A 22,149-nucleotide genomic window follows, 5' to 3' on the forward strand; every position below is an offset into this window, starting at 1 on the left:
TGGACTGCACCCCAAAAGTTGGACACCCAACTGACTAAGGTGCAGTTTTTTATGGCAAAGCCAAAATATTCCCTCGAAACCAGATTAGCTGTAGTTAATCATTACCTTGCCGGACTCGATGGCACACATCGTACCGCTGAACGTTTTGGTGTTGAAAGAACATCGGTGCGACGCTGGGTAAGAGCCTGGCAACTTCACGGTATTGATGGTATTACCTGGAAAAATGACCGCCATTCACCGTCGTTCCGTATTGCTGTAGTCCGGACTGTACTCGCTGAAGAACTTTCCATGCGCGAGGCCGCCGCACGGTTTAATATCTCAACCGAAACCGTTGTCCGGCACTGGGTTAATGTTTACCAGGATGCTGGTGAGAAAGGACTTCTGAGGATAAAACAGGGCCGGAGCAAGGACATGAAAAAACCTAAAAAATCATCTCCACTTACCGATGCTGCACTGGAAACGTTATCGCCCGAAGAACTACGGGCTGAACTCCGTTACCTGCGTGCAGAGAATGCCTACCTAAAAAAGCTGAAGGCCTTAGTTCAAAGCGAGAAAAACGGCAAAAAGCCGCAATAATCAGTGAGCTAAGGCTGGAGTATGCGCTCAGTGATCTTCTGCGTGCCGCGGGTATGTCCCGCAGCACGTGGTATCACAATATGAACGCGCTAAAGCGCATGGACAGGCATGCCGGACTGAAAGATAAAATAAGAGAGATTTACCACTATCACAAAGGACGTTATGGCTACCGCAGGATCACGCTCTCGCTGAAAAAACAGGGGCTGCTGGTGAACCATAAAACAGTGCAACGACTGATGGCAGAGCTGTCGCTCCGGTCCCTGATAAGGGTGAAGAAATATCGTTCCTGGAAAGGCGAAACTGGCAGGGCAGCGCCCAATATACTGAACCGGAACTTCGGCGCGTCAAAAGCCAACGAAAAATGGGTGACAGATGTTACTGAGTTCTCGGTACAGGGTAAAAAGCTGTACCTGTCACCGGTTCTTGACCTGTTTAACCGGGAGATTATCTCCTACAGCCTGTCGGAAAGGCCGGTGATGGAGATGGTTAATACGATGCTGCACGATGCGTTCCTGAAGCTCAGCCCGGAAGATAGCACGCTGCTGCACTCGGATCAGGGTTGGCAATATCGAATGGAAGGTTATCAGGCCAGGTTAAAGGCGAAGGGCATGACGCAGAGTATGTCGCGTAAAGGTAACTGTCTGGACAATGCGGTGATGGAGAACTTCTTCGGGACGCTGAAATCGGAATGTTTTTATCTGAGTCAGTTCAGCAGTGTCAGCGAACTAAGGAAAGCGATAGAGAGCTATATCCATTACTACAACAACGAACGAATAAGCCTGAAATTAAAAGGCCTGAGTCCGGTAGAATACCGAACCCAGGCTCTGAAAGCCGCTTAACATGAACTGTCCAACTTTATGGGGTCAGTCCACAGGCGGGCGTTTACAGGCTTAACTACTTGCAGCAGGCCGGGCTATTTCCCGGCGGCAAGCATTTTATGCTTCTTCGTCGTCACGCAGCGGAACAATCAACATGTCGACGTGGACGGTGTTGATCAGTTGGCGCGCGGAGGACATCAGTTTGCTCCAGAAATCCTGGTGGTGACCACAAACGACCAGATCCATGTCGTATTTTTTGATGGCATCAACCAGAACCTGACCCAGGTCGCCGCTACCGCTCAGGGTTTCGGTGATAGGGTAGCCTGCATTGGTGGACAGCTCGGTTAACGCGTGGTGGGTTTCTTCAGAAATGCGTTTCTGCATGTCGCCCAGATTCACGTCGATAAGGCCGGTGTACAGGTCGGAATAGTTTACGTCAACGTGGATAAGGGAAACTTTAGCATTGTAAGGCCGCGCCATAGAGACCGCTTTTTCAACCAGAACTTTGCTTTCCGGAGAAAGATCAACCGCGATAAGAATGTGTTTATAAGCCATAGTGTTACTCCTTCCATAAGTTGTCGATGACTAGCCTGCTGGCGTTTCTCTGCCGCCGCGTCATCCGCGTCCTGCGAACCTTGTGCGCGGGGCTAGCCCAGTCGTAAAAACGTACCATATAAGGACTATCCTTACATTATAGCGACCAGAATAATCCGTCAATCCGCCTTGCTTGCCAAGCAGTTAAACAAATTTTTTAGTTAATTGCATTGATAGCGATTAACCTTCTGGCAAAAAAATTAACTAATCTCCTACACTATCTAGAGGGGCGTTCGAATGCGTGATACTAATACGAACGGTTTCTTCAGTACTCTTCACTGAATGGTTTGGCAGGGTATCGGGGAGCGGTAGTCCCGGAAAGGAGTTCCGTGGGCGGGTCGCCGGGGAGGGGGTATGATAAGCACCATTGCATTGTTCTGGGCTTTATGTGTCGTTTGCATTGTTAATATGGCGCGCTATTTTTCTTCGCTACGCGCACTGCTAGTGGTACTTCGTGGTTGCGATCCATTGCTTTACCAGTATGTAGATGGAGGGGGCTTTTTTACCTCGCATGGGCAACCGAACAAGCAGATGCGTCTGGTGTGGTATATCTACGCTCAGCGTTACCGCGATCATCATGATGATGAATTTATTCGCCGCTGTGAGCGGGTTCGCGGTCAGTTCATTCTCACCAGCGCGCTATGCGGCCTGGTGCTAATCAGCATGGTTGCGCTGATTATCTGGCACTGATTCCAACGACAGATACAAAAAAAGCGGGCCAGTTTCCTGACCCGCTTTTTTACCGCGCATTCGCTTAGATAAGCTTCAGGGAGAGCCAGTACAGCCCGCCGGAAAGAAGAATTGCTGCTGGCAGGGTGAAGACCCAGGCCATCAGAATGCTGGTCACCGTTTTACGCTGCAAACCGCCGCCATCAACAACCATCGTTCCCGCAACGGAAGAGGAGAGAACGTGTGTGGTGGAAACGGGCATACCGGTGTAGCTGGCAAGACCGATAGATACTGCGGCGGTCATCTGCGCCGACATCCCCTGGGCATAGGTCATGCCTTTCTTACCGATTTTCTCACCGATAGTGGTTGCCACGCGACGCCAGCCAATCATCGTACCAATACCCAGCGCCAGTGCGACGGCCATAATGATCCAGATAGGCGCGTACTCAATGGTGCTCAGCATGTCAGATTTCAGTTTCTTCAGCAGACGCTGATCGTCAGCGCTTACGCCAGGCAGCTTAACCACTTTATCGGTGGTATCAGAGATGCACAGCATAATACGGCGCAACTGGCCACGCTGTTCGACGCTTAACTTGTCGTAGGTTTCCAGATTTGCCAGCATACCTTTCGCACGTTCCAGCGCGTTGATGGTATTCGCCGGGTGGCAATGGAACTCGGTCGGCGTCGCTGGTGCCGCGTCCGTCGGGGACGGAATCAGCTGGTCTACGCCTGTGGCCTGTTTAAGCAGGTCAGGGCGCTGCTGGAAGAAGACTTCGACGTTATTGATTGCATCACGGGTACGGGTAATTTCGTAACCGGAAGCATTCATATTCACCACGAAACCTGCTGGCGCTACGCCAATCAGCACTAGCATCACCAGACCAATGCCTTTCTGACCATCGTTCGCGCCGTGGGAGAACGCCACGCCGATAGCGGAGAGGATCAGTGCAATACGCGTCCAGAACGGCGGCTTTTTCTTTCCGTCTTTCTTTTCACGTTCTGCCGGCGTCAGGTGGATACGGGCACGTTTTTTCGTACCGCTCCAGTAGCGACGCAGAATGAAAATAAGACCACCTGCAACCACCAGACCGACAATAGGTGAGATGATAAGCGAGGCAAAAATACCGATAACTTTCGGGATGTTAAGTGCATCCACCACCGAGGTGCCGTTCATCAGCGCATTGGTTAAACCAATACCGATAATGGCGCCAATCAGCGTGTGGGAGCTGGATGCAGGCAGACCAAAGTACCAGGTACCCAGGTTCCAGATAATTGCCGCCAGCAACATGGAGAACACCATGGCGAGGCCATGTGACGATCCCATATTAAGCAGCAGATCCGTTGGTAACATATGCACGATGGCATACGCCACGCTGAGACCGCCCAGCAAAACACCAAAGAAGTTGAACACCGCAGCCATGACCACCGCCAATTGCGAACGCATTGCACGGGTATAGATCACAGTTGCGACAGCATTGGCTGTATCATGGAAGCCATTAATTGCTTCGTAGAACAGCACGAAAGCCAGAGCAAGCAATAGTAAAAGCCCGGTATGTAAATCCAGGCCAGCAAACAAATGTAGCATAGGACGTTACGCCATTTTGAGGACATGAACGCGGCGCATTATCAGTGACTTTGGCGGCGCGGGCAAAGTGAAATATAGAGTTTTTTTGATTTGTCTCCTGCTTTGTTTTACACCACTAAAGAATTATCCTATATATTTCAGATAAATACCCTTTATCGGTAGTTTGGTGCTGGTGCGACCACTGAGGAATCTTTACAATTCACACCCGCTTTTTAGAGAGGATCGCAACGTGGAAAGGTTTGATACCGTTATTATAGGCGCTGGCGCAGCGGGTATGTTTTGTGCCGCGCAGGCAGGACAAGCAGGTAGTCGCGTACTGCTAATTGATAATGGTAAAAAGCCCGGGCGCAAGATTCTCATGTCTGGCGGGGGCCGCTGCAACTTTACCAACCTTTATGTCGAGCCGGCTGCGTATTTGAGCCAAAACCCGCATTTTTGCAAATCGGCGCTGGCGCGTTATACACAGTGGGATTTTATCGATCTGGTGGGTAAGCACGGTATTGCTTGGCATGAAAAAACGCTAGGCCAGCTTTTCTGCGATGATTCCGCCCAGCAAATAGTCGATATGCTGGTGGATGAGTGTGAAAAAGGTAACGTAACTATGCGGTTACGTAGCGAAATCCTGAGCGTTGAGCGAGATGGTGACGATTTTGTCCTGGAATTGAATGGGATGAGTGTCGGCACGAAAAAGCTGGTTATTGCCTCCGGTGGTCTCTCTATGCCGGGTCTGGGCGCGACGCCGTTTGGTTATAAAATTGCGGAACAGTTCGGCCTGAACGTTTTGCCTACGCGCGCAGGTCTGGTGCCTTTCACCTTACATAAGCCGCTACTGGAGCAGCTTCAGGTGCTCTCTGGCGTATCCGTTTCTTCCGTTATCACCGCCGAGGACGGCACCGTATTTCGTGAAAACCTGCTCTTTACGCACCGCGGGCTTTCTGGTCCGGCCGTGCTGCAAATTTCCAGTTTTTGGCAGCCAGGTGAATTTGTCAGCATTAATTTGTTGCCGGATGTTGACCTCGCAAGCTTCCTCGATGACCAACGTAGCGCACACCCTAATCAAAGCTTAAAGAACACCCTGGCAATGCAGTTGCCAAAGCGTCTGGTGGAATGTTTACAGCAGTTAGGGCAAATCCCGGATGTCTCGCTGAAGCAGCTTAATGTGCGCGATCAGCAAACGCTGGTTGAGACGCTGACCGAGTGGCGGGTGCAGCCGAACGGTACGGAAGGGTATCGTACCGCTGAAGTCACGTTGGGCGGCGTCGATACCAACGAGCTGTCATCGCGTACGATGGAAGCGCGTAAAGTGCTGGGACTCTACTTTATCGGCGAAGTCATGGACGTCACCGGCTGGCTGGGCGGCTATAACTTCCAGTGGGCGTGGTCGAGCGCCTGGGCATGCGCGCAGGATTTGACGCCTGCCTGACCGTGGTGCCCGACAACCTGGGCTGCCGGGCGTTATCATTAGTTCAGACCAAGAAAATACTGGGCGATTTTAAAGTAGATAATCAACCCGGTACCGTCGATAAGCGTGGCGATAAACGGGGCCGAAACCACGGCGGGATCAATGCCGATACGCTTGAGCACCATGGGGATCACTGATGACACCACGGCGCTCCACAACGTAATGCAAACCAGCGTCAGGCTGACGATTAGCGTGATTTCCACTCCGATACCCATCATCCACGCGCGCAAGCAGCCTGCCAAACCCAGCGTCAGGGCGATCAGCAGCGAAGTTGAAACTTCTTTGCGGATCACCCGACCCATATCGCGCAACCGTACTTCTCCCAGCGCCATTGAACGTACCAGCGTTGAGGTGATCTGCGTACCGCTGTTGCCGCCAGTACCAATTAATAGTGGAATAAAAAAGGCCAGTGCAATAGCAGATTCCAGCGCCTCTTCAAAATGTTGAAGAACGCTGCTGGTATAGGCTTCTGCGACAAAAAGTAGCAGGAGCCAGACAGAACGTTTTTTCCACAATGTCCACGGGCTAATCTCCAGGTAGGGTTTTTCCAGCGGCAACGTTGCCCCCTGAAGCTGAACATCTTCGGTAACATCATCTTCCTGTAGATGAGCGATCTCTTTTTCCATCAGACAACCGACCAGCTCACCTTTCTCAACGACAGCCACCAGATCGAGTTCGCGTTCGGCTAACTCGGCAACGACCTGTGCCCGTTCATCATCTGGCTTTACATGAAATAAACAACTGTCCGTAAGATGGTTGATGTTCAGCGATGTATCTTTTTCCTGCAATAAGCGCTTGATGGATAACACCCCGCGCAGCGCTTTTCCAGCTACAACAAAGACCTGGCCTGGAATATCATCCGTTGTGAGCTGGGAGACAAAGTATTCACGAGCGCCGTTCACGCTGAGATGATCCGGCAGGGTAATAAAATCGGTGCGCATATATTGCGCGATAGCATCGCCATTGAAATCCGGCATAGGATGATGGGCGGCGCAGAGTGGCATAGATGACATGGTGTAATTCCCTATAAAAATCTCTCATAGGGGCGAACAAGACAGGGTTAGCGCAGGCGGATCCCTACGTCCTGGTTTTAGCACTGAACAACGTATCTGCCCGATGGTGAAATCGTCAGAAGTTACCTTGGCAACACCTTGATTCGATGGATGCCTGTATTTCCCTGAGTGGCCTCTCTCGATACCAGCAGGGCGGTAACTTGTATTTGTACAGGAGCCTCGCCATAACGAGATCGGTAAATGAGCCACTATTATAGCGATGTCTAATTATTGATTATGTTTATAGTTGTGAATGTTTATCAATCGTTGATATACGAAATATTCCCTGTGCCAGAGCGCGATAGGGCTGAAGTAGAAACTACAACCGAATAGACATATTGAATCCAGGTGTTAGTATTCAATAGATAGCAGTTATGAGTATGCGTGTTTCATTTCCGGCCAGGAACGCTGATGATGACAACATTACTACCCGATTTCACAGCATTTTCGTCATTCACTTCCTGCGCGGCGCAGGTTGCCTTAACGCCTGTCCGCTCTCTGGCCATGGTTTCTTATTCCTTCTCATCCCGGATGGAATCTCCCGCTGAATAGCTGTTCAGTGGGCTTTGTGACACGCATCGTTTGATAACAGGGATTACGGCGGGTCGAATATGGATAAGTTTAAGCTTCATGTGATGTGGTGGGGGGCGGGCATCCTGGTCGTGGTGGCCGCGATAGCATGGTGGATGCTCCGCCCTGCCGGAATACCGGAGGGGTTCGCAGCCAGCAACGGCAGAATTGAAGCCACCGAAGTGGATATTGCTACCAAGATTGCCGGGCGAATTGACACGATCCTTGTGTCGGAAGGGCAGTTCGTTCGTCAGGGCGAGGTGTTGGCGAAAATGGATACTCGCGTGCTGCAGGAGCAGCGGCTGGAAGCGATCGCGCAAATCAAAGAGGCCGAAAGCGCGGTGGCGGCGGCGCGAGCGCTGCTGGAACAGCGGCAAAGTGAAATGCGCGCCGCGCAGTCGGTAGTAAAACAGCGCGAGGCGGAGCTGCAGTCGGTTTCTAAACGCCACGTGCGTTCCCGTTCGCTATCCCAGCGTGGGGCCGTGTCTGAGCAACAACTGGATGACGATCGGGCCGCGGCAGAAAGCGCACGCGCCGCGCTGGAATCCGCAAAGGCGCAGGTCTCAGCGGCAAAAGCCGCAATTGAAGCCGCTCGCACCAGCATCATTCAGGCGCAAACCCGCGTAGAAGCCGCGCAGGCCACCGAACGTCGTATTGCGGCTGATATTGATGACAGCGAGCTGAAAGCCCCGCGCGATGGTCGCGTGCAGTACCGCGTTGCTGAACCGGGTGAGGTGCTTTCTGCGGGTGGGCGCGTCCTGAATATGGTCGATCTCAGCGATGTCTACATGACGTTCTTCTTGCCTACCGAACAGGCTGGCTTACTGAAGATTGGCGGCGAAGCGCGCCTGGTGTTGGATGCCGCACCGGATCTGCGTGTTCCGGCGACCATCAGCTTTGTGGCAAGCGTCGCGCAGTTCACACCGAAAACGGTCGAAACCAGCGATGAGCGGCTGAAGCTGATGTTCCGCGTTAAAGCGCGTATCCCGCCAGAGCTGTTGCAGCAGCATCTCGAGTACGTGAAAACCGGTCTGCCGGGCATGGCGTGGGTGCGTATCGATGAAAATCGAGCCTGGCCTGACGACCTGATGGTGAGGTTGCCGCAATGACGCATCTGGCGCTGGTTCCCGTTCCTCCCGTGGCGCACCTTGACGGCGTGAGTCAGCATTACGGGAAAACGGTAGCGCTGAACAATATCACGCTGGATATCCCCGCCCGCTGTATGGTGGGGCTGATTGGCCCGGATGGCGTCGGAAAATCGAGCCTGCTGTCGCTCATCTCCGGCGCGCGTGTCATTGAACACGGTAACGTGATGGTGCTGGGCGGCGATATGCGCGACCCGAAACATCGCCGGGATGTCTGCCCGCGCATTGCCTGGATGCCGCAGGGGCTGGGGAAAAACCTGTACCACACGCTGTCGGTGTATGAGAACGTCGATTTCTTTGCCCGGCTGTTTGGCCATGACAAAGCGGAGCGCGAAGCGCGGATTACCGAGCTGCTGAACAGCACCGGACTGGCGCCGTTTCGCGATCGTCCGGCCGGGAAACTCTCGGGTGGGATGAAGCAAAAGCTGGGGTTGTGCTGCGCGTTAATCCATGACCCGGAACTGTTAATTCTCGATGAACCTACCACCGGGGTCGACCCGCTGTCCCGCGCCCAGTTCTGGGATCTGATTAACAGCATTCGCCAGCGGCAGACCAACATGAGCGTGCTGGTTGCGACCGCCTACATGGAAGAAGCCGAGCGCTTTGACTGGCTGGTGGCGATGAACGCCGGGGAGGTGCTGGCCACCGGGAGTGCGCAGCAGCTACGCGAAAAAACCAACTCCGACACGCTGGAGCAGGCGTTTATCGCGCTGTTACCCGAAGCCCAGCGTCAGGCGCATAAGCCAGTGGTGATCCCGCCGTATCACGCTGAGCAGGAAGAGATTGCCATCGAGGCGAAAGATCTGACCATGCGCTTCGGCAAGTTCGTGGCCGTTGACCACGTTAACTTTCGTATTCCGCGCGGGGAAATCTTCGGTTTTCTCGGCTCCAACGGCTGCGGTAAATCCACTACCATGAAAATGCTCACCGGGCTGCTACCCGCAAGTGAAGGTGAGGCGTGGCTGTTTGGGCAAGCGGTTGACCCGAAGAATATCGATACCCGTCGCCGGGTAGGCTATATGTCGCAGGCGTTTTCGCTCTACAGCGAGCTGACCGTACGGCAAAACCTCGAGCTACACGCGCGGTTGTTCCATATCCCCGAAGCAGAAATCCCGGGGCGGGTACAAGAGATGAGTGAGCGCTTTTCGCTGACCGATGTCGAAGACGCGTTGCCCGGCGGGTTGCCGTTGGGGATCCGTCAACGCCTGTCGCTGGCGGTGGCGGTGATCCATCGCCCGGAGATGCTCATTCTCGATGAACCAACCTCCGGGGTCGATCCGGTGGCGAGGGACATGTTCTGGCAACTGATGGTCGATCTGTCGCGTCAGGATAAAGTGACCATTTTTATCTCCACCCATTTTATGAACGAAGCGGAGCGCTGCGACCGTATGTCGCTGATGCACGCCGGAAAAGTCCTGGCCAGCGGTACGCCGCAGGAGCTGGTGAAACAGCGTGGTGCCGCCAGTCTGGAAGAGGCGTTTATCTCCTGGTTACAGGAAGCGGCTGGTCCGGCGCCGGAGGCTCAGTTACCGCCAGCCAATGTCACGTCAGTGCATGAAAACAGTCAGCCGCCGCACCAGGGATTTAGCCTGCGGCGCTTGTTCAGCTACAGCCGCCGCGAAGCGCTGGAGCTGCGACGTGACCCGGTACGTTCAACGCTGGCGCTGATGGGCACGGTGATCCTGATGCTGATCATGGGCTACGGCATCAGCATGGATGTGGAAAACCTGCGTTTTTCGGTGCTCGATCGTGACCAGACAGTCAGCAGCCAGGCGTGGACGCTGAATCTGGCGGGATCGCGCTATTTTATCGAGCAGCCGCCGCTCACCAGTTATGACGAGCTGGACAAACGGATGCGCTCGGGCGAAGTCGCGGTAGCCATAGAGATCCCGCCAAATTTTGGCCGCGATATCGCGCGTGGAACGCCGGTGAAGATTGGCGTCTGGGTCGATGGCGCAATGCCGAGCCGTGCGGAAACGGTCAGAGGCTACGTGCAGGCGATGCACCAGACCTGGCTGCAGGATGTGATGGCGCGTCAGCCAAATACCAGCGGGCAAAACGGATTGATGACCATTGAAACTCGCTATCGTTACAACCCGGATGTGAAAAGCCTGCCAGCGATTGTTCCGGCGGTGATCCCGCTGCTGTTGATGATGATCCCCTCCATGCTCAGCGCTCTGAGCGTGGTGCGTGAGAAAGAGCTGGGGTCGATTATCAACCTGTACGTGACGCCCACTACCCGCAGCGAGTTTTTACTCGGCAAACAGTTGCCTTACATCGTGCTGGGCATGCTGAACTTCCTGCTGCTGTGCGCGCTGTCGGTGTTTGTATTCGGCGTCCCGCATAAGGGGAGTTTTGTGACCCTGACGCTGGCCGCGCTGCTGTACGTCACCATTGCCACCGGGCTGGGATTGTTAATTTCCACGTTTATGAAAAGTCAGATCGCCGCCATTTTTGGTACGGCGATTATTACGCTGATCCCGGCGACGCAGTTTTCCGGGATGATCGACCCGGTCGCCTCGCTGGAAGGGCCGGGACGGTGGATTGGCGAAATTTACCCGACCAGCCATTTTCTGACCATCGCGCGCGGGACGTTCTCGAAAGCGCTGGATCTGACCGATCTCTGGCCGCTGTTTATTCCACTGGCGGTAGCCATTCCAGTGGTCATTGGTCTGAGCGTATTGCTGCTGAAAAAACAGGAGGGGTGATGCGCCGATTACGGAATATTTATAACCTCGGCATCAAAGAGTTACGCAGCCTGCTGGGTGACAAAGCGATGCTGACGCTGATCGTCTTCGCCTTCACGGTCTCAGTTTACTCTTCCGCGACCGTTCTGCCTGGGTCGCTGCACCTGGCGCCGATTGCCATTGCCGATATGGACCAGTCGCAGTTGTCGAATCGCATTGTGAACAGTTTTTATCGTCCGTGGTTTTTACCGCCGGAGATGATTACCGCCGATGAGATGGATGCCGGGCTGGATGCCGGGCGCTATACCTTCGCCGTGAACATTCCGCCGGATTTTCAGCGCGATGTACTGGCCGGGCGGCAGCCGGATATTCAGGTTAACGTCGATGCCACGCGGATGAGCCAGGCCTTTACCGGCAACAGCTATATCCAGAATATCATCAGTGGCGAGGTGAACAGCTTTGTGTCGCGTTACCGCGATAACAGCGAGCTGCCGGTGGCGCTGGAAATGCGTATGCGCTTTAACCCTAATCTGGAACCCGCCCGCTTTGGCGCGGTGATGGCGATTATCAACAACATCACCATGCTGGCGATTGTGCTTACCGGGTCGGCGCTGATTCGCGAGCGTGAACATGGGACCATTGAGCACCTGCTGGTGATGCCGGTGACGCCATTTGAAATCATGATGGCAAAAATCTGGTCGATGGGGCTGGTGGTGCTGGTGGTTTCCGGTCTGTCGTTGATGCTGATGGTAAAAGGTGTGCTTGGCGTACCGATTGAAGGCTCGATACCGCTGTTTATGCTGGGAGTGGCGCTGAGCCTGTTCGCCACCACATCAATCGGCATTTTTATGGGCACGCTGGCGCGCTCCATGCCACAACTGGGGCTGCTGATGATTCTGGTACTGCTGCCGTTACAGATGCTCTCCGGCGGCTCTACACCGCGTGAAAGCATGCCGCAGGCGGTGCAGGACATTATGCTGACGATGCCGACTACCCATTTTGTTAGCCTTGCGCAGGCGATTCTTTACCGCGGCGCAGGATTTAACATTGTCTGGCCGCAGTTCCTGACGCTGCTGGCGATTGGCAGTACGTTCTTCGTGATAGCGCTGCTGCGTTTCAGAAAGACGATTGGCACGATGGCGTAAATATTATTGCCGGATGGCGGCTGCGCCTTACCCGGCCTACAAACGGGAACGAATGTAGGCCGGGCAACATAACAGGTAATTACTCTTCTTTCGGCAGGCACTGCAGATGACCGTGGCGCACGCCGCGCTGGGAAATCACGTCATCGGCAAAATGCTGCACATCACCCATGTCACCTTTTAGCACAGCGATTTCCAGACAGTCGTCATGGTTGATGTGCACGTGCAGTGTGGCGACTGATAAATCGTGGTGGTGATGTTGGGTGGAAACAATACGGCTCGCCAGGTCACGCTTCTCATGCTCATAAACATACGAGAGCACTGCGAATCCCTGAGTGCCGTGCTCCTGGGTGGTTTCCTGCGCCAGTGCGCCGCGCAGAATATCGCGGATCGCTTCGGAACGGTTGTTATAGCCACGGCGCTGGCTCAGGCTGTCGAGCGTTTCCAGTAAATCGTCATCGAGGGTAATGGTGACTCGTTGCATCTGCAATTAACCTTTCATGTGGCGCGTGGGCGCACAGGGAGTAAGGGGAATAGCGTATTTTGTAACACACGTCCGGCATCCGGGGAAAAGGTTAATGCTCTCGCAATAAACGCAGCAGGGTTGTTACCTGTTCATCCAGCGGCGCGAGCGTGTCTTTGACGATCAGATGCAGCGGGGTGGCACGGCGAGCGCCATGGCTTAACGGCAGCGGTCGTAATAACCCCTGCTCAAGCTGCTGCTGGATTCGCTCCTCAGGCAACCAGCCGTAACCGACCTGATACATCACCGCCTCAATCGCGGCATCAATGGTCGAGAAGGTCCAGGCATCGCGCACCGCTTGCTGCGGGTTGTCGCGATCGGCAATGCGAATCAGCGGCCACGCGCGTAATGCGTCTTCATCCAGCGGCGCATCCAGCATGCAGAGCGGGTGATCGCGGTGGGCAACGGCCACGAAGTCAATATTCATCAGCCATTCGCCGCGGCCGGTGATATCCTGGCGTCGGGTCAGGACCATCACGTCCGCATCGGCATGCGCTGCCAGTCGATCGTCAGCATTCTCCAGCACTTCGGTCAAACGCACCTGCGTCTGCGGCCACGCTTGCTGAAACTGCTTGAGGATCGCGAACAGGCGTTTGCGTGGGAAGATGCTATCTACCATGAAATCCAGCCGCGTTCGCGTGCCGTTTTGCAATGTTGCTGCCCGGGTTTCCACCCATAAAAAGGCCTTCAGTAACGGTTTGACCTGGCCCAGCAGTAGCTCCCCCGCAGGGGTTAATACCGCCCTGCGACCTTCCGGCGTCAGCAGCGTCACGCCAAGCCGCTCCTGCAGTAGCGCCAGGTTGTAGCTCACCGAAGACTGGCTACGGTTGGTCTCTTCCGCAGCTTTCGCAAAGCTGCCCAGCTCCACGACTTTCTCCAGTAAGGCCCATTGCTCCAGCGTTGTCTTGTGCATAACTCATCTAAAAATTGAATGAATATGATGTAAACATAGCGTTATTCATCCAATTTTTGAAGCGGTAAGATCCTCGCATCAAGTAAGAGGAGAAAGAATATGAGCACTTTTGATAAACATGATTTGAGCGGCTTTGTCGGCAAACATCTGGTCTATACCTACGATAATGGCTGGAATTACGAGATCTACGTGAAAAACGACACCACTCTGGATTACCGTATTCACAGCGGCATTGTGGGGAATCGTTGGGTGAAGGATCAGCGGGCGTACATTGTGCGGGTTGGCGAGAGTGTTTATAAAATTTCATGGACCGAACCGACCGGGACCGACGTCAGCCTGATCGTGAATCTGGGCGACAAACTCTTTCACGGCACCATCTTTTTCCCACGCTGGGTGATTAACAATCCGCAAAAAACGGTCTGTTTCCAGAATGACCATATTCCGCTGATGATGTCATATCGCGATGCGGGTCCGGCATATCCAACTGAGGTGATTGACGAGTTTGCGACCATCACCTTCGTGCGTGACTGTGGGGCGAATAATGACAGCGTTATTGCCTGTGCGGCGAGCGAATTGCCGGAAAACTTCCCGGAAAATTTACGCTAAGGCTTCCAGACGCTGCACGGCGTCGGCGGTCAGGGTAAACGGCGTGGGGGTACACACCGCCAGGCTCAGGGTATCGAGCTGGCACTGGCTGACCGAGAGTGAGGAGGTTAGCACGGTGCTGTCGACGCTGACAATTTGCCAGGCGCTGCCGCCACGCTGTTTCACGATAGCTTCTTTACGCGTCCAGATGCGCCAGAACGCCGCCAGCTGTTGCTCCGGGTGTTCGGCCTCAACTTCGGCATGTTCCCTGAGACTGAACACCGTATTTGCCAGCGTCTGCCAGTTATCGCGCGGGCGAACGACTTCAATATCACAGCCGACTTCCCCTTCGTCGCTGAGCAGCAGGGCAATATCATCACCGCTGTGGCTGAGATTGAACCACAGCGGTGTGTCGGCGGAAAAGGCCGGTTTTCCTTGCTCGCTGTAGACGATGTCCGGTAATGGCGAAAGAGTATGGGAAAGCAGCACGCGACCAGCCAGCCAGCGCGCACGACGAGCGCCTTGCGGGGCCTGCTCACGCAGTGCGGCAGGCAGTGTGCCAGCGCTTAAAACAGAAACTTTCCCAAGAACGATCCGGTACATATCAGGGCTAACCTTTAGTAATAATGGGGTTGTTTACCATTCTATACATGCTGTTTGCAAGTTTATCCAGGTAATCGGGTTTTGGGCCTGCCGGGTCCCAGCAAAATTGCCAGTTTGCTACCGCCTGTGGTGGTTTCCATCCAGATTTTACACACGCTGGTTAACGGCACGGAGAGCAGCATACCTACCGGACCAAGCAGCCATCCCCACACCAACAGAGAGAGAAAGACGATTAGCGTCGATAATCCCAGCCGGTGCCCCATCATGCGGGGCTCGAGGATGTTGCCAATTACCATATGCACCACCAGAAACAGCGCCCCAACCAGCACGCATTCGTAAACGCCGTTGAACAGCAGCGCCTGGATCATGGGTGGAACGGCGGAAATGACCGAGCCAATGTTGGGCACGTAGTTTAGCAGGAATGCCAGCACACCCCACATCAGAGCAAACTGAATCCCCATTAGCGCCAGTCCCAGCCAGACGATGGCACCGGTCCATAAGCTGAGCAACGTTTTCAGCGCCAGATAGTGAGAAACACCTTTCAGCGCCCGATGCAGCCCCGCAATATGGATTTGTGGGTTGTTCAGCGCAAAGCGCAGCTTATAGGGAACATGACGCACCTCAAACAACATAAAGACCACCGTCATCACCAGCAGAACGACGCTGGCCATGGCACCAGAAAGACTTGTCATCAGCGTGGTTGTGAAGGTCATCAGCTTGTCGGAGTCCATACGTTGCAGCATGCGCTCCGGGGACATATGCAGATTCAGAAAAGGCACCATCTCTTGCAGATACAGAACCTTGCGCGTCAGCTCCTTATTGTATTTTGGCAGCATGGCCATGAATTCAGTAATGGATGACGCCAGAACGCCGATTAACGCCGTAAGAACGATCAGCATCACCACCACGACTAACGTTATCGCGACCGGCCGACGTACACCCCGGCGAATAAACCAGATGACCAGCGGATTCAATACAATGGCAAAAAAAAGGGCCAGCAGAAGCTGTACGATGATATCCGCCGCGGCATGAATACCCGCGAGGATCACCACCAGAGCGGCCAGTTTGAGCAGAATGTGCAAACCCGTTTTATCGGGCTGGGCGGTTGTCATGTCGTCTTCCTGTTTGCGTTTTTGCATTAAGTGTAGCGGCTGGCTTGCGACTGATATTCCTAAACTGACTACTGATTTCTGCCCGGCAACATGGTAGAAATGAAACACTGTTGTGAAAACGTGGTGATCCTCCATGCCCGAACCCGTCGCTGAACCGACGCTTAGCGGTTTACGCCTTAATCTGCGTATTGTCTCTGTGGTGATGTTTAACTTCGCCAGCTACCTGACCATTGGTCTGCCGCTCGCTGTATTGCCAGGTTATGTCCATGATGTGATGGGATTTAGCGCTTTTTGGGCAGGGCTGGTCATCAGCCTGCAATATTTTGCTACGCTGCTGAGCCGTCCACATGCCGGTCGCTATGCCGACCTGCTGGGGCCAAAGAAGATTGTGGTATTCGGACTGTGTGGCTGTTTTTTAAGTGGTCTGGGCTACTTCCTGGCGGGCTTCACGAATGGCTGGCCGCTGGCCAGCCTGCTGCTGTTATGCCTGGGGCGCGTGATTCTAGGGATCGGGCAAAGCTTTGCCGGGACTGGTTCTACGCTGTGGGGGGTTGGGGTCGTTGGTTCAATGCACATCGGACGGGTGATTTCGTGGAACGGCATCGTGACCTATGGCGCGATGGCGATAGGCGCTCCGCTGGGCGTTCTGTTTTATGCCTGGGGTGGCTTACAGGGATTGGCGATGACCGTGATGGGCGTGGCGCTGTTGGCAATACTGCTGGCGCTCCCTCGTCCGGCGGTGAAGGCCAGCAAAGGCAAACCGTTGCCGTTTCGCGCGGTGCTTGGGCGTGTCTGGTTGTACGGCATGGCGCTGGCCCTGGCCTCAGCCGGATTTGGCGTGATCGCCACTTTCATTACTCTGTTTTATGATGCCAAAGGCTGGGACGGCGCCGCTTTCGCGCTGACGCTTTTTAGCTGCACGTTTGTGGGGACCCGCCTGTTATTCCCAAATGGTATCAACCGTTTAGGTGGACTAAATGTGGCGATGATCTGCTTTAGCGTCGAGATTGTTGGGTTGCTGCTGGTGGGGATGGCTTCCATGCCGTGGATGGCGAAAAGCGGCGTCCTGCTGGCCGGTGCAGGGTTCTCGCTGGTGTTCCCGGCGCTGGGCGTGGTGGCGGTAAAAGCCGTCCCGCAGCAAAATCAGGGCGCTGCGCTGGCGACGTATACGGTGTTTATGGATTTATCACTGGGAGTTACGGGGCCGCTGGCCGGGCTGGTCATGACCTGGGCGGGCGTGCCGGTTATCTATCTGGCGGCGGCAGGGCTGGTGGCGGTGGCGTTATTACTTACCTGGCGATTAAAAAAACGGCCTCAGGTGGTGTCACCGGAGGCCGAGTCATCGTCTTAACCGTTACTGGATAACCAGCGTGTTAATGATGTTTTCTGCGGTAGTCTGCGCTTTTTGCTGATCGTCAGCAGGCAGCGTGATTTGCAGAGTCAGCAGTTGGTTATCGACTTTACCCAACACCACGGAAGAGTAAGCGGTCTGGCCTTTGGCCGAGATGATGCTGTCTAACTGCTGCAGCGTGTGGCCTTTCAGCTCAATAGATTTATTGGTGACGACCTGCAACTGCGGGTCGCGGCTACGCTGCTGATCTTCCAGGCGTTTTGCCAGCACAGCCAGGTCTTCGTTGGTATTGTCGCCAACAATCACAATCACCGCTTTCTGGCCGGTTGCGTCAGAATAAACGTGCATATTGTTCGCCTGGGTGCCCAGTTTGCCGCTCTGATCGGTCATATCCGCTGGCAGGGAAAAACTGAGTTTACCGTCCAACAGGCTGACCGGTTGTCCGGTGGCGCTACTTTCTGCGGCAGCACCCTCTGCTGGCGCTTTTGTATCGCTATTATCACAGGCCGCAAGCCCCATAACCAGCAGGCCAATACCGACATATTTAACCAGATTGCGCATTGACTTCTTCCTTTCGATAAACGGCCATAACGGCTCATTCGTCCATCTTATCACAACTCGGAAAATGAACCTTTAACTCGTCTGCAATGCAGAGATTTCGGATTTATCTGCCAGCCTTTTCAGTAACATATTCAGCAGCACGCCGTACATCGGCAGGAAGAAAATAATGCTGATCAGCACTTTGAAGCAGTAGTCAACCAGCGCGATTTCCATCCAGTGCTCGGCCATAAAGGCATCCGGGCTGCGCCAGAAAGCGATAAAGAAGAAGGCTAACGTATCGCTGATGTTGCCAAACAGCGTGGAAGCCGTTGGCGCCAGCCACCAGCGACGATTCTGACGCAGGCGGTTAAAGACATGCACATCCAGAATTTGACCCAGCGCGTAAGCCATAAAGCTGGCGGCGGCGATACGGGCGACAAACAGATTAAAGTGCAGCAGTGCGCCGAATCCCTGCCACGATCCCATATAGAACAGTGATGAAACGACATAGGAGATCAGCAGCGCGGGGATCATTACCGCAAAGATGATACGTCGTGCCAACGGTGCGCCAAAAATACGCACGGTCAGATCGGTCGCGAGGAAAATAAACGGAAAGCTGAAAGCGCCCCATGTGGTATGGAAACCAAAAATGGAGATCGGTAGCTGCACCAGATAGTTGCTGGAGGTGATCACCAGCAGATGAAATAGCGATAGCCAAAACAACGCTTTTACGCGTTGAGATTGTGTAAACGGAGTCATATTGTGACCTTTTTGTTGGATGGGGTGAGGGAACCCAATAAAAAACCGTCGCATGATACTGCTTTAATAGCACATTGCAATGGTTGTTTTTCACGCAATCGTTAACCTGATTGGCTTACGCCACAACAGAGCGTAAAATAACGCCGTTTTTGAATGAACGAGACTACGATGAGCGATCTGTTTACCTCTCCCGACCATACTCTTGATGCCCAGGGGCTGCGCTGCCCGGAACCCGTAATGATGGTGCGTAAAACCGTGCGCGGCATGCAAGCGGGTGAAACGCTGCTGATTGTCGCCGACGATCCGGCGACAACCCGTGACATTCCTGGCTTCTGTACCTTTATGGAGCATGAGCTGGTGGCAAAAGAGACCGACTCTCTGCCGTACCGCTATCTGGTGCGCAAAGGCCAGTAATCTTAGCCGGATGGCGCTAATGCAACAGCCGTCCGGCACAGACGCATTATCCTTTACGTAGTAACCGCAGCGCGTTAGCGGTCACCAGTACCGTCGCCCCCGTATCTGCCAGCACCGCCAGCCACAGTCCGGTTATTCCGAGCAGCGTGGTGACGAGAAAAATCCCCTTCAGGCCTAGCGCAATCGCAATGTTCTGGCGAATATTGGCGTGGGTGGCGCGGGCTAACTGAATCATTTGCACCAGACCACGCAGGCGGTTGTGGGTCAGGGCTGCATCGGCGGTTTCCAGCGCGACATCGGTCCCGCTTCCCATCGCAATGCCAATGGTGGCTGCTTTCATTGCCGGAGCGTCGTTGATGCCGTCGCCGACCATCGCCAGCGGCGACTGTTGGTTAAGATGGGTAACGGCCTGTACTTTATCTTCCGGTAATAGACCCGCTTTGAATTCGAGACCCAATTCACTGGCAATAGCTGCCGCCGCTCGCGGGTTATCGCCCGTCAGAATCACCCCTTTCACGCCAATCTGATTAAGCTCGCTGATGGCGCTACGGGCGTCGTCGCGCAGCGTGTCCTGTAGAGCCAGCACGCCGAGAACGGCATCGTTACGCAGCACCAGCACCACCGTTTGACCCGCGCTTTCCAGCTCGCTTATCTGCCCGGCAAAAGCATCGGCAGGCTGCTTACCGGCGGCGCAAATCAGCACGCGTTCACCGTTGACCAGTGCTTCAATGCCAGAGCCAACCAGCGCCCGCTGATCTTTTGCGACAGGGATAGTCAGTTCGCGCGTTTGGGCTTCCCGAACAATCGCCTGCGCCAGCGGGTGCGTCGCGCCTTGCTCTACTGCTGCCGCCAGCGCCAGCAGTTCTGCCTCGCCAATACCGCTTGCCGGGTGAATCGCCGTGACGCGCGGTTTACCGATGGTCAGGGTGCCGGTTTTATCAAACGCGACCTGCGTTACCCTACCCAACTGCTCCAGCGCGGCCCCGCCTTTGATTAACGCGCCACGACGCGCCGCAGCGGCAAGGCCAGAGGTAATGGCTGCGGGTGTGGAAATCACCAGCGCACATGGGCAGCCAATCAGCAGCAGCGTCAGCCCTTTATAAATCCACTCCTGCCAGGATGCGGCAAACAGCAGCGGTGGTACAAGGGTGACCAACAACGCAACCGCCATAATGGCTGGGGTGTAAATCCGGCTGAAACGGTCAATAAAGCGCTCAATGGGGGCGCGGCGTTCTTCCGCTTCTTCAATCAATTTCAGAATACGGTCAATGGCGCTGGCACCCGGTTCGGAGAGTACTTCCAGCGTTACCAGACGGTCCACGCTGGTGGCGCCCGCCGGGACTTTCTCGCCGGTGGCGCGCTCAACCGGTATCGATTCGCCGGTCAGGGCGCTTTCATCAAAGCTGGCAAATCCGGAGACCAGCTTGCCGTCGGCAGGTAAACGCCCACCCGCGGCAACCTCGATAACATCGCCTGGCTGGAGAGTATTGATAGCAACCTCTTCGCGCTCGCCGTTACGCAGGCGCGTGGCGGTTTCCGGCTTGAGCGCCATCAGTGCGCTGACCCCTTTACGGGCGCGGCTGGCGGCCCATCCTTCCAGGCGTTCGCCAATTAAAAACAGCAGCAGCACCATGGCGGCTTCTGCCGTCGCGCCGATAAACAGTGCGCCAATGGCGGCCACGCTCATCAACGTTTCAATGGCAAAGTAGCTGCCGGTTTTCATCAGACGCAGGGCCTGACGGGCAATGGGATACAGACCTACCAGCGTGGTGGCGATAAATGCTATCTGGCCAAAGGGGTGATTGAACTGCTCCAGCCCCCAGCTAATCGCCATCATGATAATCAGCGAAATCAGCGGCAGGTTCTCTTTAAACCGCGACTCGGGGGCGGCGTCTGGCGCTTGCTCATCGCGCAGGGTATAGCCTGCATTTTGCACTGCGCTTTCAACTTGCAGGCGGATATCGGAACCCGCGTCGACTACCAGTTTTTCGGTGGCGAACAGAACCTGGACCTGGTTGACGCCGTTGACCTGGCGGACCGCATTCTCCACTTTTCGGGCGCAGGCTGCACAGTCCATGCCTGCCACTTTCCAGGAGTAGCGGGTACCCATTACGGTACCGGATACGGGTGGTGGGGTGGAGCAACTTCCTTCGCAGCAGCAGTCGTCAGCCTTTTGTGGCGCTGGCGCTAGCTTGAAAGAAGAAAATTGTGGGGCTTTTTTGCCACTGGAATCGGGTGTCGACATGGCATCCTCCGGTTGATAATCATTTCATATTAACCGGAGGATACACTCTGGAGTCGACTCCAGAGTCAAGCGTTTTAAAGATACAACGAACGAACAATCAGGAAATGTCCGGCGAAGTAGCAGGCGGCAGCAATTGCGTTATCGGCGCGAAAGCGGCGACGGTAATGGCTACCCAGCCAGACAATGTTGCCGATGAACAGGAGTGATGCGCCCATAAAGGCCGACAGCGCCGGAGCGGTCGGGCGGAAAAACCACAGCTCACCAGCCATCCAGACCATCATCAGCGTGATACCAATAAAGGTACAGATAGCGATGCGTAGCTCTTCAAGTCGCGTCCAGATCACGGCAATCAGCAACGCCCCCAGCACCACCAGCACCAACGGCAAAGGCCAGAAGAACGACAGCGTCATTTGGCTGGCGAAGTAAATGGTATACAGCAGATGCGACAGGAAGAATGCCCCCACGGCATACAAAAGGCGTTGGCGCGGTAACAGCGTCAGCGCATCGCCCAGCAGCGAGGCAAGCAGGCCTGCCAACACCAGATAGCTGACAGCATTAAACATTGGCGCCTGCCAGGCCAGCAGCGCCAGCAGGAGTAACGTTAGGGGTTTAAAGACCCAGCGTTGCCAGGCGGGCCCACGATAGGAAGCATCCACGAACAACCATGCGGAAAGGCAGACAGCGATAAACGACCAAAGCATCTTAGTTCCTTGAATTCGTTATTTTTTCGTAAGCGGGGTGCTCACGGCTCTACTGTTCAGTGTAGAGGTCGACACTGCCAGATGACAACACCATAACAGGCAA

General features: G+C 54.7%; 20 protein-coding genes and 1 riboswitch. Of the genes, 9 read left to right on the forward strand and 11 right to left on the reverse strand.

Features of this window, described 5'->3' with window-relative positions:
- The first annotated feature begins 51 nt into the window (after nucleotides 1–51).
- Nucleotides 52–1,415, forward strand: a protein-coding gene (locus OGV65_RS20645) for an IS3 family transposase (RefSeq protein ID WP_155849795.1) whose coding sequence is annotated in 2 segments (ribosomal slippage) — nucleotides 52–529 and nucleotides 529–1,415 — 1,365 coding nt in all. Because the reading frame shifts where the segments join, the coding sequence is not laid out codon by codon here.
- A gap of 96 nt (nucleotides 1,416–1,511) precedes the next feature.
- Here OGV65_RS20645 and uspA read toward each other — a convergent pair.
- The gene (gene uspA / locus OGV65_RS20650) at nucleotides 1,512–1,949 is read right to left on the reverse strand and encodes a universal stress protein UspA (protein WP_003023368.1); all 438 of its coding nucleotides are present in this window, start codon (nucleotides 1,947–1,949) and stop codon (nucleotides 1,512–1,514) included.
- A 393-nt stretch (nucleotides 1,950–2,342) separates the two neighbouring features.
- Between uspA and uspB the strand changes: the two genes are divergently transcribed.
- Nucleotides 2,343–2,678 carry a universal stress protein UspB gene (uspB, locus tag OGV65_RS20655; protein ID WP_003023371.1) on the forward strand — a complete coding sequence of 112 codons (336 nt, stop codon included), beginning with the start codon at nucleotides 2,343–2,345 and terminating at the stop codon, nucleotides 2,676–2,678.
- 64 nt (nucleotides 2,679–2,742) lie between these two features.
- On the opposite strand, the gene pitA is transcribed toward uspB, so the two are convergent.
- Nucleotides 2,743–4,242 (reverse strand): inorganic phosphate transporter PitA, encoded by a 1,500-nt coding sequence (gene pitA, locus OGV65_RS20660; RefSeq protein ID WP_016154875.1) that lies wholly within the window; start codon nucleotides 4,240–4,242, stop codon nucleotides 2,743–2,745.
- 229 nt (nucleotides 4,243–4,471) lie between these two features.
- Here pitA and OGV65_RS20665 point away from each other — a divergent pair, with 229 nt between their 5' ends.
- The gene (locus OGV65_RS20665) at nucleotides 4,472–5,665 is read left to right on the forward strand and encodes a BaiN/RdsA family NAD(P)/FAD-dependent oxidoreductase (protein ID WP_286455382.1); all 1,194 of its coding nucleotides are present in this window, start codon (nucleotides 4,472–4,474) and stop codon (nucleotides 5,663–5,665) included.
- Nucleotides 5,666–5,703: 38 nt separating this feature from the next.
- On the opposite strand, the gene OGV65_RS20670 is transcribed toward OGV65_RS20665, so the two are convergent.
- Complete coding sequence (locus OGV65_RS20670) at nucleotides 5,704–6,717, reverse strand: magnesium transporter (protein WP_016154873.1); 1,014 nt, start codon at nucleotides 6,715–6,717, stop codon at nucleotides 5,704–5,706.
- Nucleotides 6,718–6,772: 55 nt separating this feature from the next.
- A riboswitch (M-box (ykoK) riboswitch) is annotated at nucleotides 6,773–6,956 on the reverse strand.
- 411 nt (nucleotides 6,957–7,367) lie between these two features.
- Between OGV65_RS20670 and OGV65_RS20675 the strand changes: the two genes are divergently transcribed.
- From OGV65_RS20675 to OGV65_RS20685, 3 genes are read left to right on the forward strand one after another with little or no spacing between them, the layout of a single operon-like run.
- On the forward strand, nucleotides 7,368–8,435 hold the full coding sequence (locus tag OGV65_RS20675) for an HlyD family secretion protein (RefSeq protein WP_200108449.1): 1,068 nt from the start codon (nucleotides 7,368–7,370) through the stop codon (nucleotides 8,433–8,435).
- A complete protein-coding gene (gene rbbA, locus OGV65_RS20680; RefSeq protein WP_286455383.1) occupies nucleotides 8,432–11,179 on the forward strand; it encodes a ribosome-associated ATPase/putative transporter RbbA in 2,748 nt (915 codons plus the stop codon). The genes OGV65_RS20675 and rbbA overlap by 4 nt, the downstream gene beginning before the upstream one ends.
- Nucleotides 11,179–12,303 (forward strand): ABC transporter permease, encoded by a 1,125-nt coding sequence (locus OGV65_RS20685; protein WP_016157684.1) that lies wholly within the window; start codon nucleotides 11,179–11,181, stop codon nucleotides 12,301–12,303. The genes rbbA and OGV65_RS20685 overlap by 1 nt, the downstream gene beginning before the upstream one ends.
- A 79-nt stretch (nucleotides 12,304–12,382) precedes the next feature.
- Here the strand turns inward: OGV65_RS20685 and nikR are convergent, their stop codons facing one another.
- Together nikR and OGV65_RS20700 are read right to left on the reverse strand one after the other, a co-directional pair.
- Nucleotides 12,383–12,784 (reverse strand): nickel-responsive transcriptional regulator NikR, encoded by a 402-nt coding sequence (gene nikR / locus OGV65_RS20690; protein WP_005121550.1) that lies wholly within the window; start codon nucleotides 12,782–12,784, stop codon nucleotides 12,383–12,385.
- A gap of 91 nt (nucleotides 12,785–12,875) precedes the next feature.
- Nucleotides 12,876–13,736: a LysR family transcriptional regulator gene (locus OGV65_RS20700; protein ID WP_047415905.1), complete on the reverse strand. Its 861-nt coding sequence runs from the start codon at nucleotides 13,734–13,736 to the stop codon at nucleotides 12,876–12,878.
- 99 nt (nucleotides 13,737–13,835) lie between these two features.
- Here OGV65_RS20700 and OGV65_RS20705 point away from each other — a divergent pair, with 99 nt between their 5' ends.
- Complete coding sequence (locus OGV65_RS20705) at nucleotides 13,836–14,342, forward strand: phenolic acid decarboxylase (RefSeq protein WP_016157682.1); 507 nt, start codon at nucleotides 13,836–13,838, stop codon at nucleotides 14,340–14,342.
- Here the strand turns inward: OGV65_RS20705 and acpT are convergent.
- A complete protein-coding gene (gene acpT, locus OGV65_RS20710) occupies nucleotides 14,334–14,924 on the reverse strand; it encodes a 4'-phosphopantetheinyl transferase AcpT (protein ID WP_216403864.1) in 591 nt (196 codons plus the stop codon). The two genes, OGV65_RS20705 and acpT, sit on opposite strands and share 9 nt — an antisense overlap.
- 62 nt (nucleotides 14,925–14,986) lie before the next feature.
- Nucleotides 14,987–16,036: an AI-2E family transporter gene (locus OGV65_RS20715; protein WP_047501404.1), complete on the reverse strand. Its 1,050-nt coding sequence runs from the start codon at nucleotides 16,034–16,036 to the stop codon at nucleotides 14,987–14,989.
- 133 nt (nucleotides 16,037–16,169) lie between these two features.
- Between OGV65_RS20715 and OGV65_RS20720 the strand changes: the two genes are divergently transcribed.
- Complete coding sequence (locus OGV65_RS20720) at nucleotides 16,170–17,387, forward strand: MFS transporter (protein WP_049283121.1); 1,218 nt, start codon at nucleotides 16,170–16,172, stop codon at nucleotides 17,385–17,387.
- A gap of 3 nt (nucleotides 17,388–17,390) precedes the next feature.
- Here OGV65_RS20720 and OGV65_RS20725 read toward each other — a convergent pair whose 3' ends face one another.
- Together OGV65_RS20725 and OGV65_RS20730 are read right to left on the reverse strand one after the other, a co-directional pair.
- Complete coding sequence (locus OGV65_RS20725) at nucleotides 17,391–17,948, reverse strand: DcrB family lipoprotein (RefSeq protein ID WP_016154847.1); 558 nt, start codon at nucleotides 17,946–17,948, stop codon at nucleotides 17,391–17,393.
- Nucleotides 17,949–18,020: 72 nt separating this feature from the next.
- Nucleotides 18,021–18,686 carry a 7-cyano-7-deazaguanine/7-aminomethyl-7-deazaguanine transporter gene (locus tag OGV65_RS20730; protein ID WP_019078120.1) on the reverse strand — a complete coding sequence of 222 codons (666 nt, stop codon included), beginning with the start codon at nucleotides 18,684–18,686 and terminating at the stop codon, nucleotides 18,021–18,023.
- 168 nt (nucleotides 18,687–18,854) lie between these two features.
- Here OGV65_RS20730 and tusA point away from each other — a divergent pair, with 168 nt between their 5' ends.
- On the forward strand, nucleotides 18,855–19,100 hold the full coding sequence (gene tusA, locus OGV65_RS20735) for a sulfurtransferase TusA (RefSeq protein ID WP_003827551.1): 246 nt from the start codon (nucleotides 18,855–18,857) through the stop codon (nucleotides 19,098–19,100).
- Nucleotides 19,101–19,146: 46 nt separating this feature from the next.
- On the opposite strand, the gene zntA is transcribed toward tusA, so the two are convergent.
- Both zntA and OGV65_RS20745 read right to left on the reverse strand, forming a co-directional pair.
- On the reverse strand, nucleotides 19,147–21,345 hold the full coding sequence (zntA, locus tag OGV65_RS20740) for a Zn(II)/Cd(II)/Pb(II) translocating P-type ATPase ZntA (protein WP_181220948.1): 2,199 nt from the start codon (nucleotides 21,343–21,345) through the stop codon (nucleotides 19,147–19,149).
- Between the two features lie 74 nt (nucleotides 21,346–21,419).
- Nucleotides 21,420–22,046, reverse strand: coding sequence for a lysoplasmalogenase (locus tag OGV65_RS20745; protein WP_016154844.1), 627 nt, complete (start codon nucleotides 22,044–22,046; stop codon nucleotides 21,420–21,422).
- Nucleotides 22,047–22,149: the final 103 nt, after the last annotated feature.

It is taken from the genome of Citrobacter sp. Cb004 (assembly GCF_030337065.1).
In the GTDB taxonomy this organism is placed as follows: domain Bacteria; phylum Pseudomonadota; class Gammaproteobacteria; order Enterobacterales; family Enterobacteriaceae; genus Citrobacter; species Citrobacter braakii.

Excerpts from the sequence above, each read along its gene's own strand:
- OGV65_RS20670 (WP_016154873.1), bottom strand. The coding sequence starts at position 6,717 with ATGTCATCTATGCCACTCTGCGCCGCCCATCATCCTATGCCGGATTTC.
- acpT (WP_216403864.1), bottom strand. The coding sequence starts at position 14,924 with ATGTACCGGATCGTTCTTGGGAAAGTTTCTGTTTTAAGCGCTGGCACA.
- OGV65_RS20685 (WP_016157684.1), top strand. The coding sequence starts at position 11,179 with ATGCGCCGATTACGGAATATTTATAACCTCGGCATCAAAGAGTTACGC.
- tusA (WP_003827551.1), top strand. The coding sequence starts at position 18,855 with ATGAGCGATCTGTTTACCTCTCCCGACCATACTCTTGATGCCCAGGGG.
- OGV65_RS20715 (WP_047501404.1), bottom strand. The coding sequence starts at position 16,036 with ATGACAACCGCCCAGCCCGATAAAACGGGTTTGCACATTCTGCTCAAA.
- OGV65_RS20700 (WP_047415905.1), bottom strand. The coding sequence starts at position 13,736 with ATGCACAAGACAACGCTGGAGCAATGGGCCTTACTGGAGAAAGTCGTG.
- zntA (WP_181220948.1), bottom strand. The coding sequence starts at position 21,345 with ATGTCGACACCCGATTCCAGTGGCAAAAAAGCCCCACAATTTTCTTCT.
- uspB (WP_003023371.1), top strand. The coding sequence starts at position 2,343 with ATGATAAGCACCATTGCATTGTTCTGGGCTTTATGTGTCGTTTGCATT.
- OGV65_RS20675 (WP_200108449.1), top strand. The coding sequence starts at position 7,368 with ATGGATAAGTTTAAGCTTCATGTGATGTGGTGGGGGGCGGGCATCCTG.
- uspA (WP_003023368.1), bottom strand. The coding sequence starts at position 1,949 with ATGGCTTATAAACACATTCTTATCGCGGTTGATCTTTCTCCGGAAAGC.
- OGV65_RS20705 (WP_016157682.1), top strand. The coding sequence starts at position 13,836 with ATGAGCACTTTTGATAAACATGATTTGAGCGGCTTTGTCGGCAAACAT.
- pitA (WP_016154875.1), bottom strand. The coding sequence starts at position 4,242 with ATGCTACATTTGTTTGCTGGCCTGGATTTACATACCGGGCTTTTACTA.
- OGV65_RS20730 (WP_019078120.1), bottom strand. The coding sequence starts at position 18,686 with ATGACTCCGTTTACACAATCTCAACGCGTAAAAGCGTTGTTTTGGCTA.
- rbbA (WP_286455383.1), top strand. The coding sequence starts at position 8,432 with ATGACGCATCTGGCGCTGGTTCCCGTTCCTCCCGTGGCGCACCTTGAC.
- OGV65_RS20725 (WP_016154847.1), bottom strand. The coding sequence starts at position 17,948 with ATGCGCAATCTGGTTAAATATGTCGGTATTGGCCTGCTGGTTATGGGG.
- OGV65_RS20745 (WP_016154844.1), bottom strand. The coding sequence starts at position 22,046 with ATGCTTTGGTCGTTTATCGCTGTCTGCCTTTCCGCATGGTTGTTCGTG.
- nikR (WP_005121550.1), bottom strand. The coding sequence starts at position 12,784 with ATGCAACGAGTCACCATTACCCTCGATGACGATTTACTGGAAACGCTC.
- OGV65_RS20720 (WP_049283121.1), top strand. The coding sequence starts at position 16,170 with ATGCCCGAACCCGTCGCTGAACCGACGCTTAGCGGTTTACGCCTTAAT.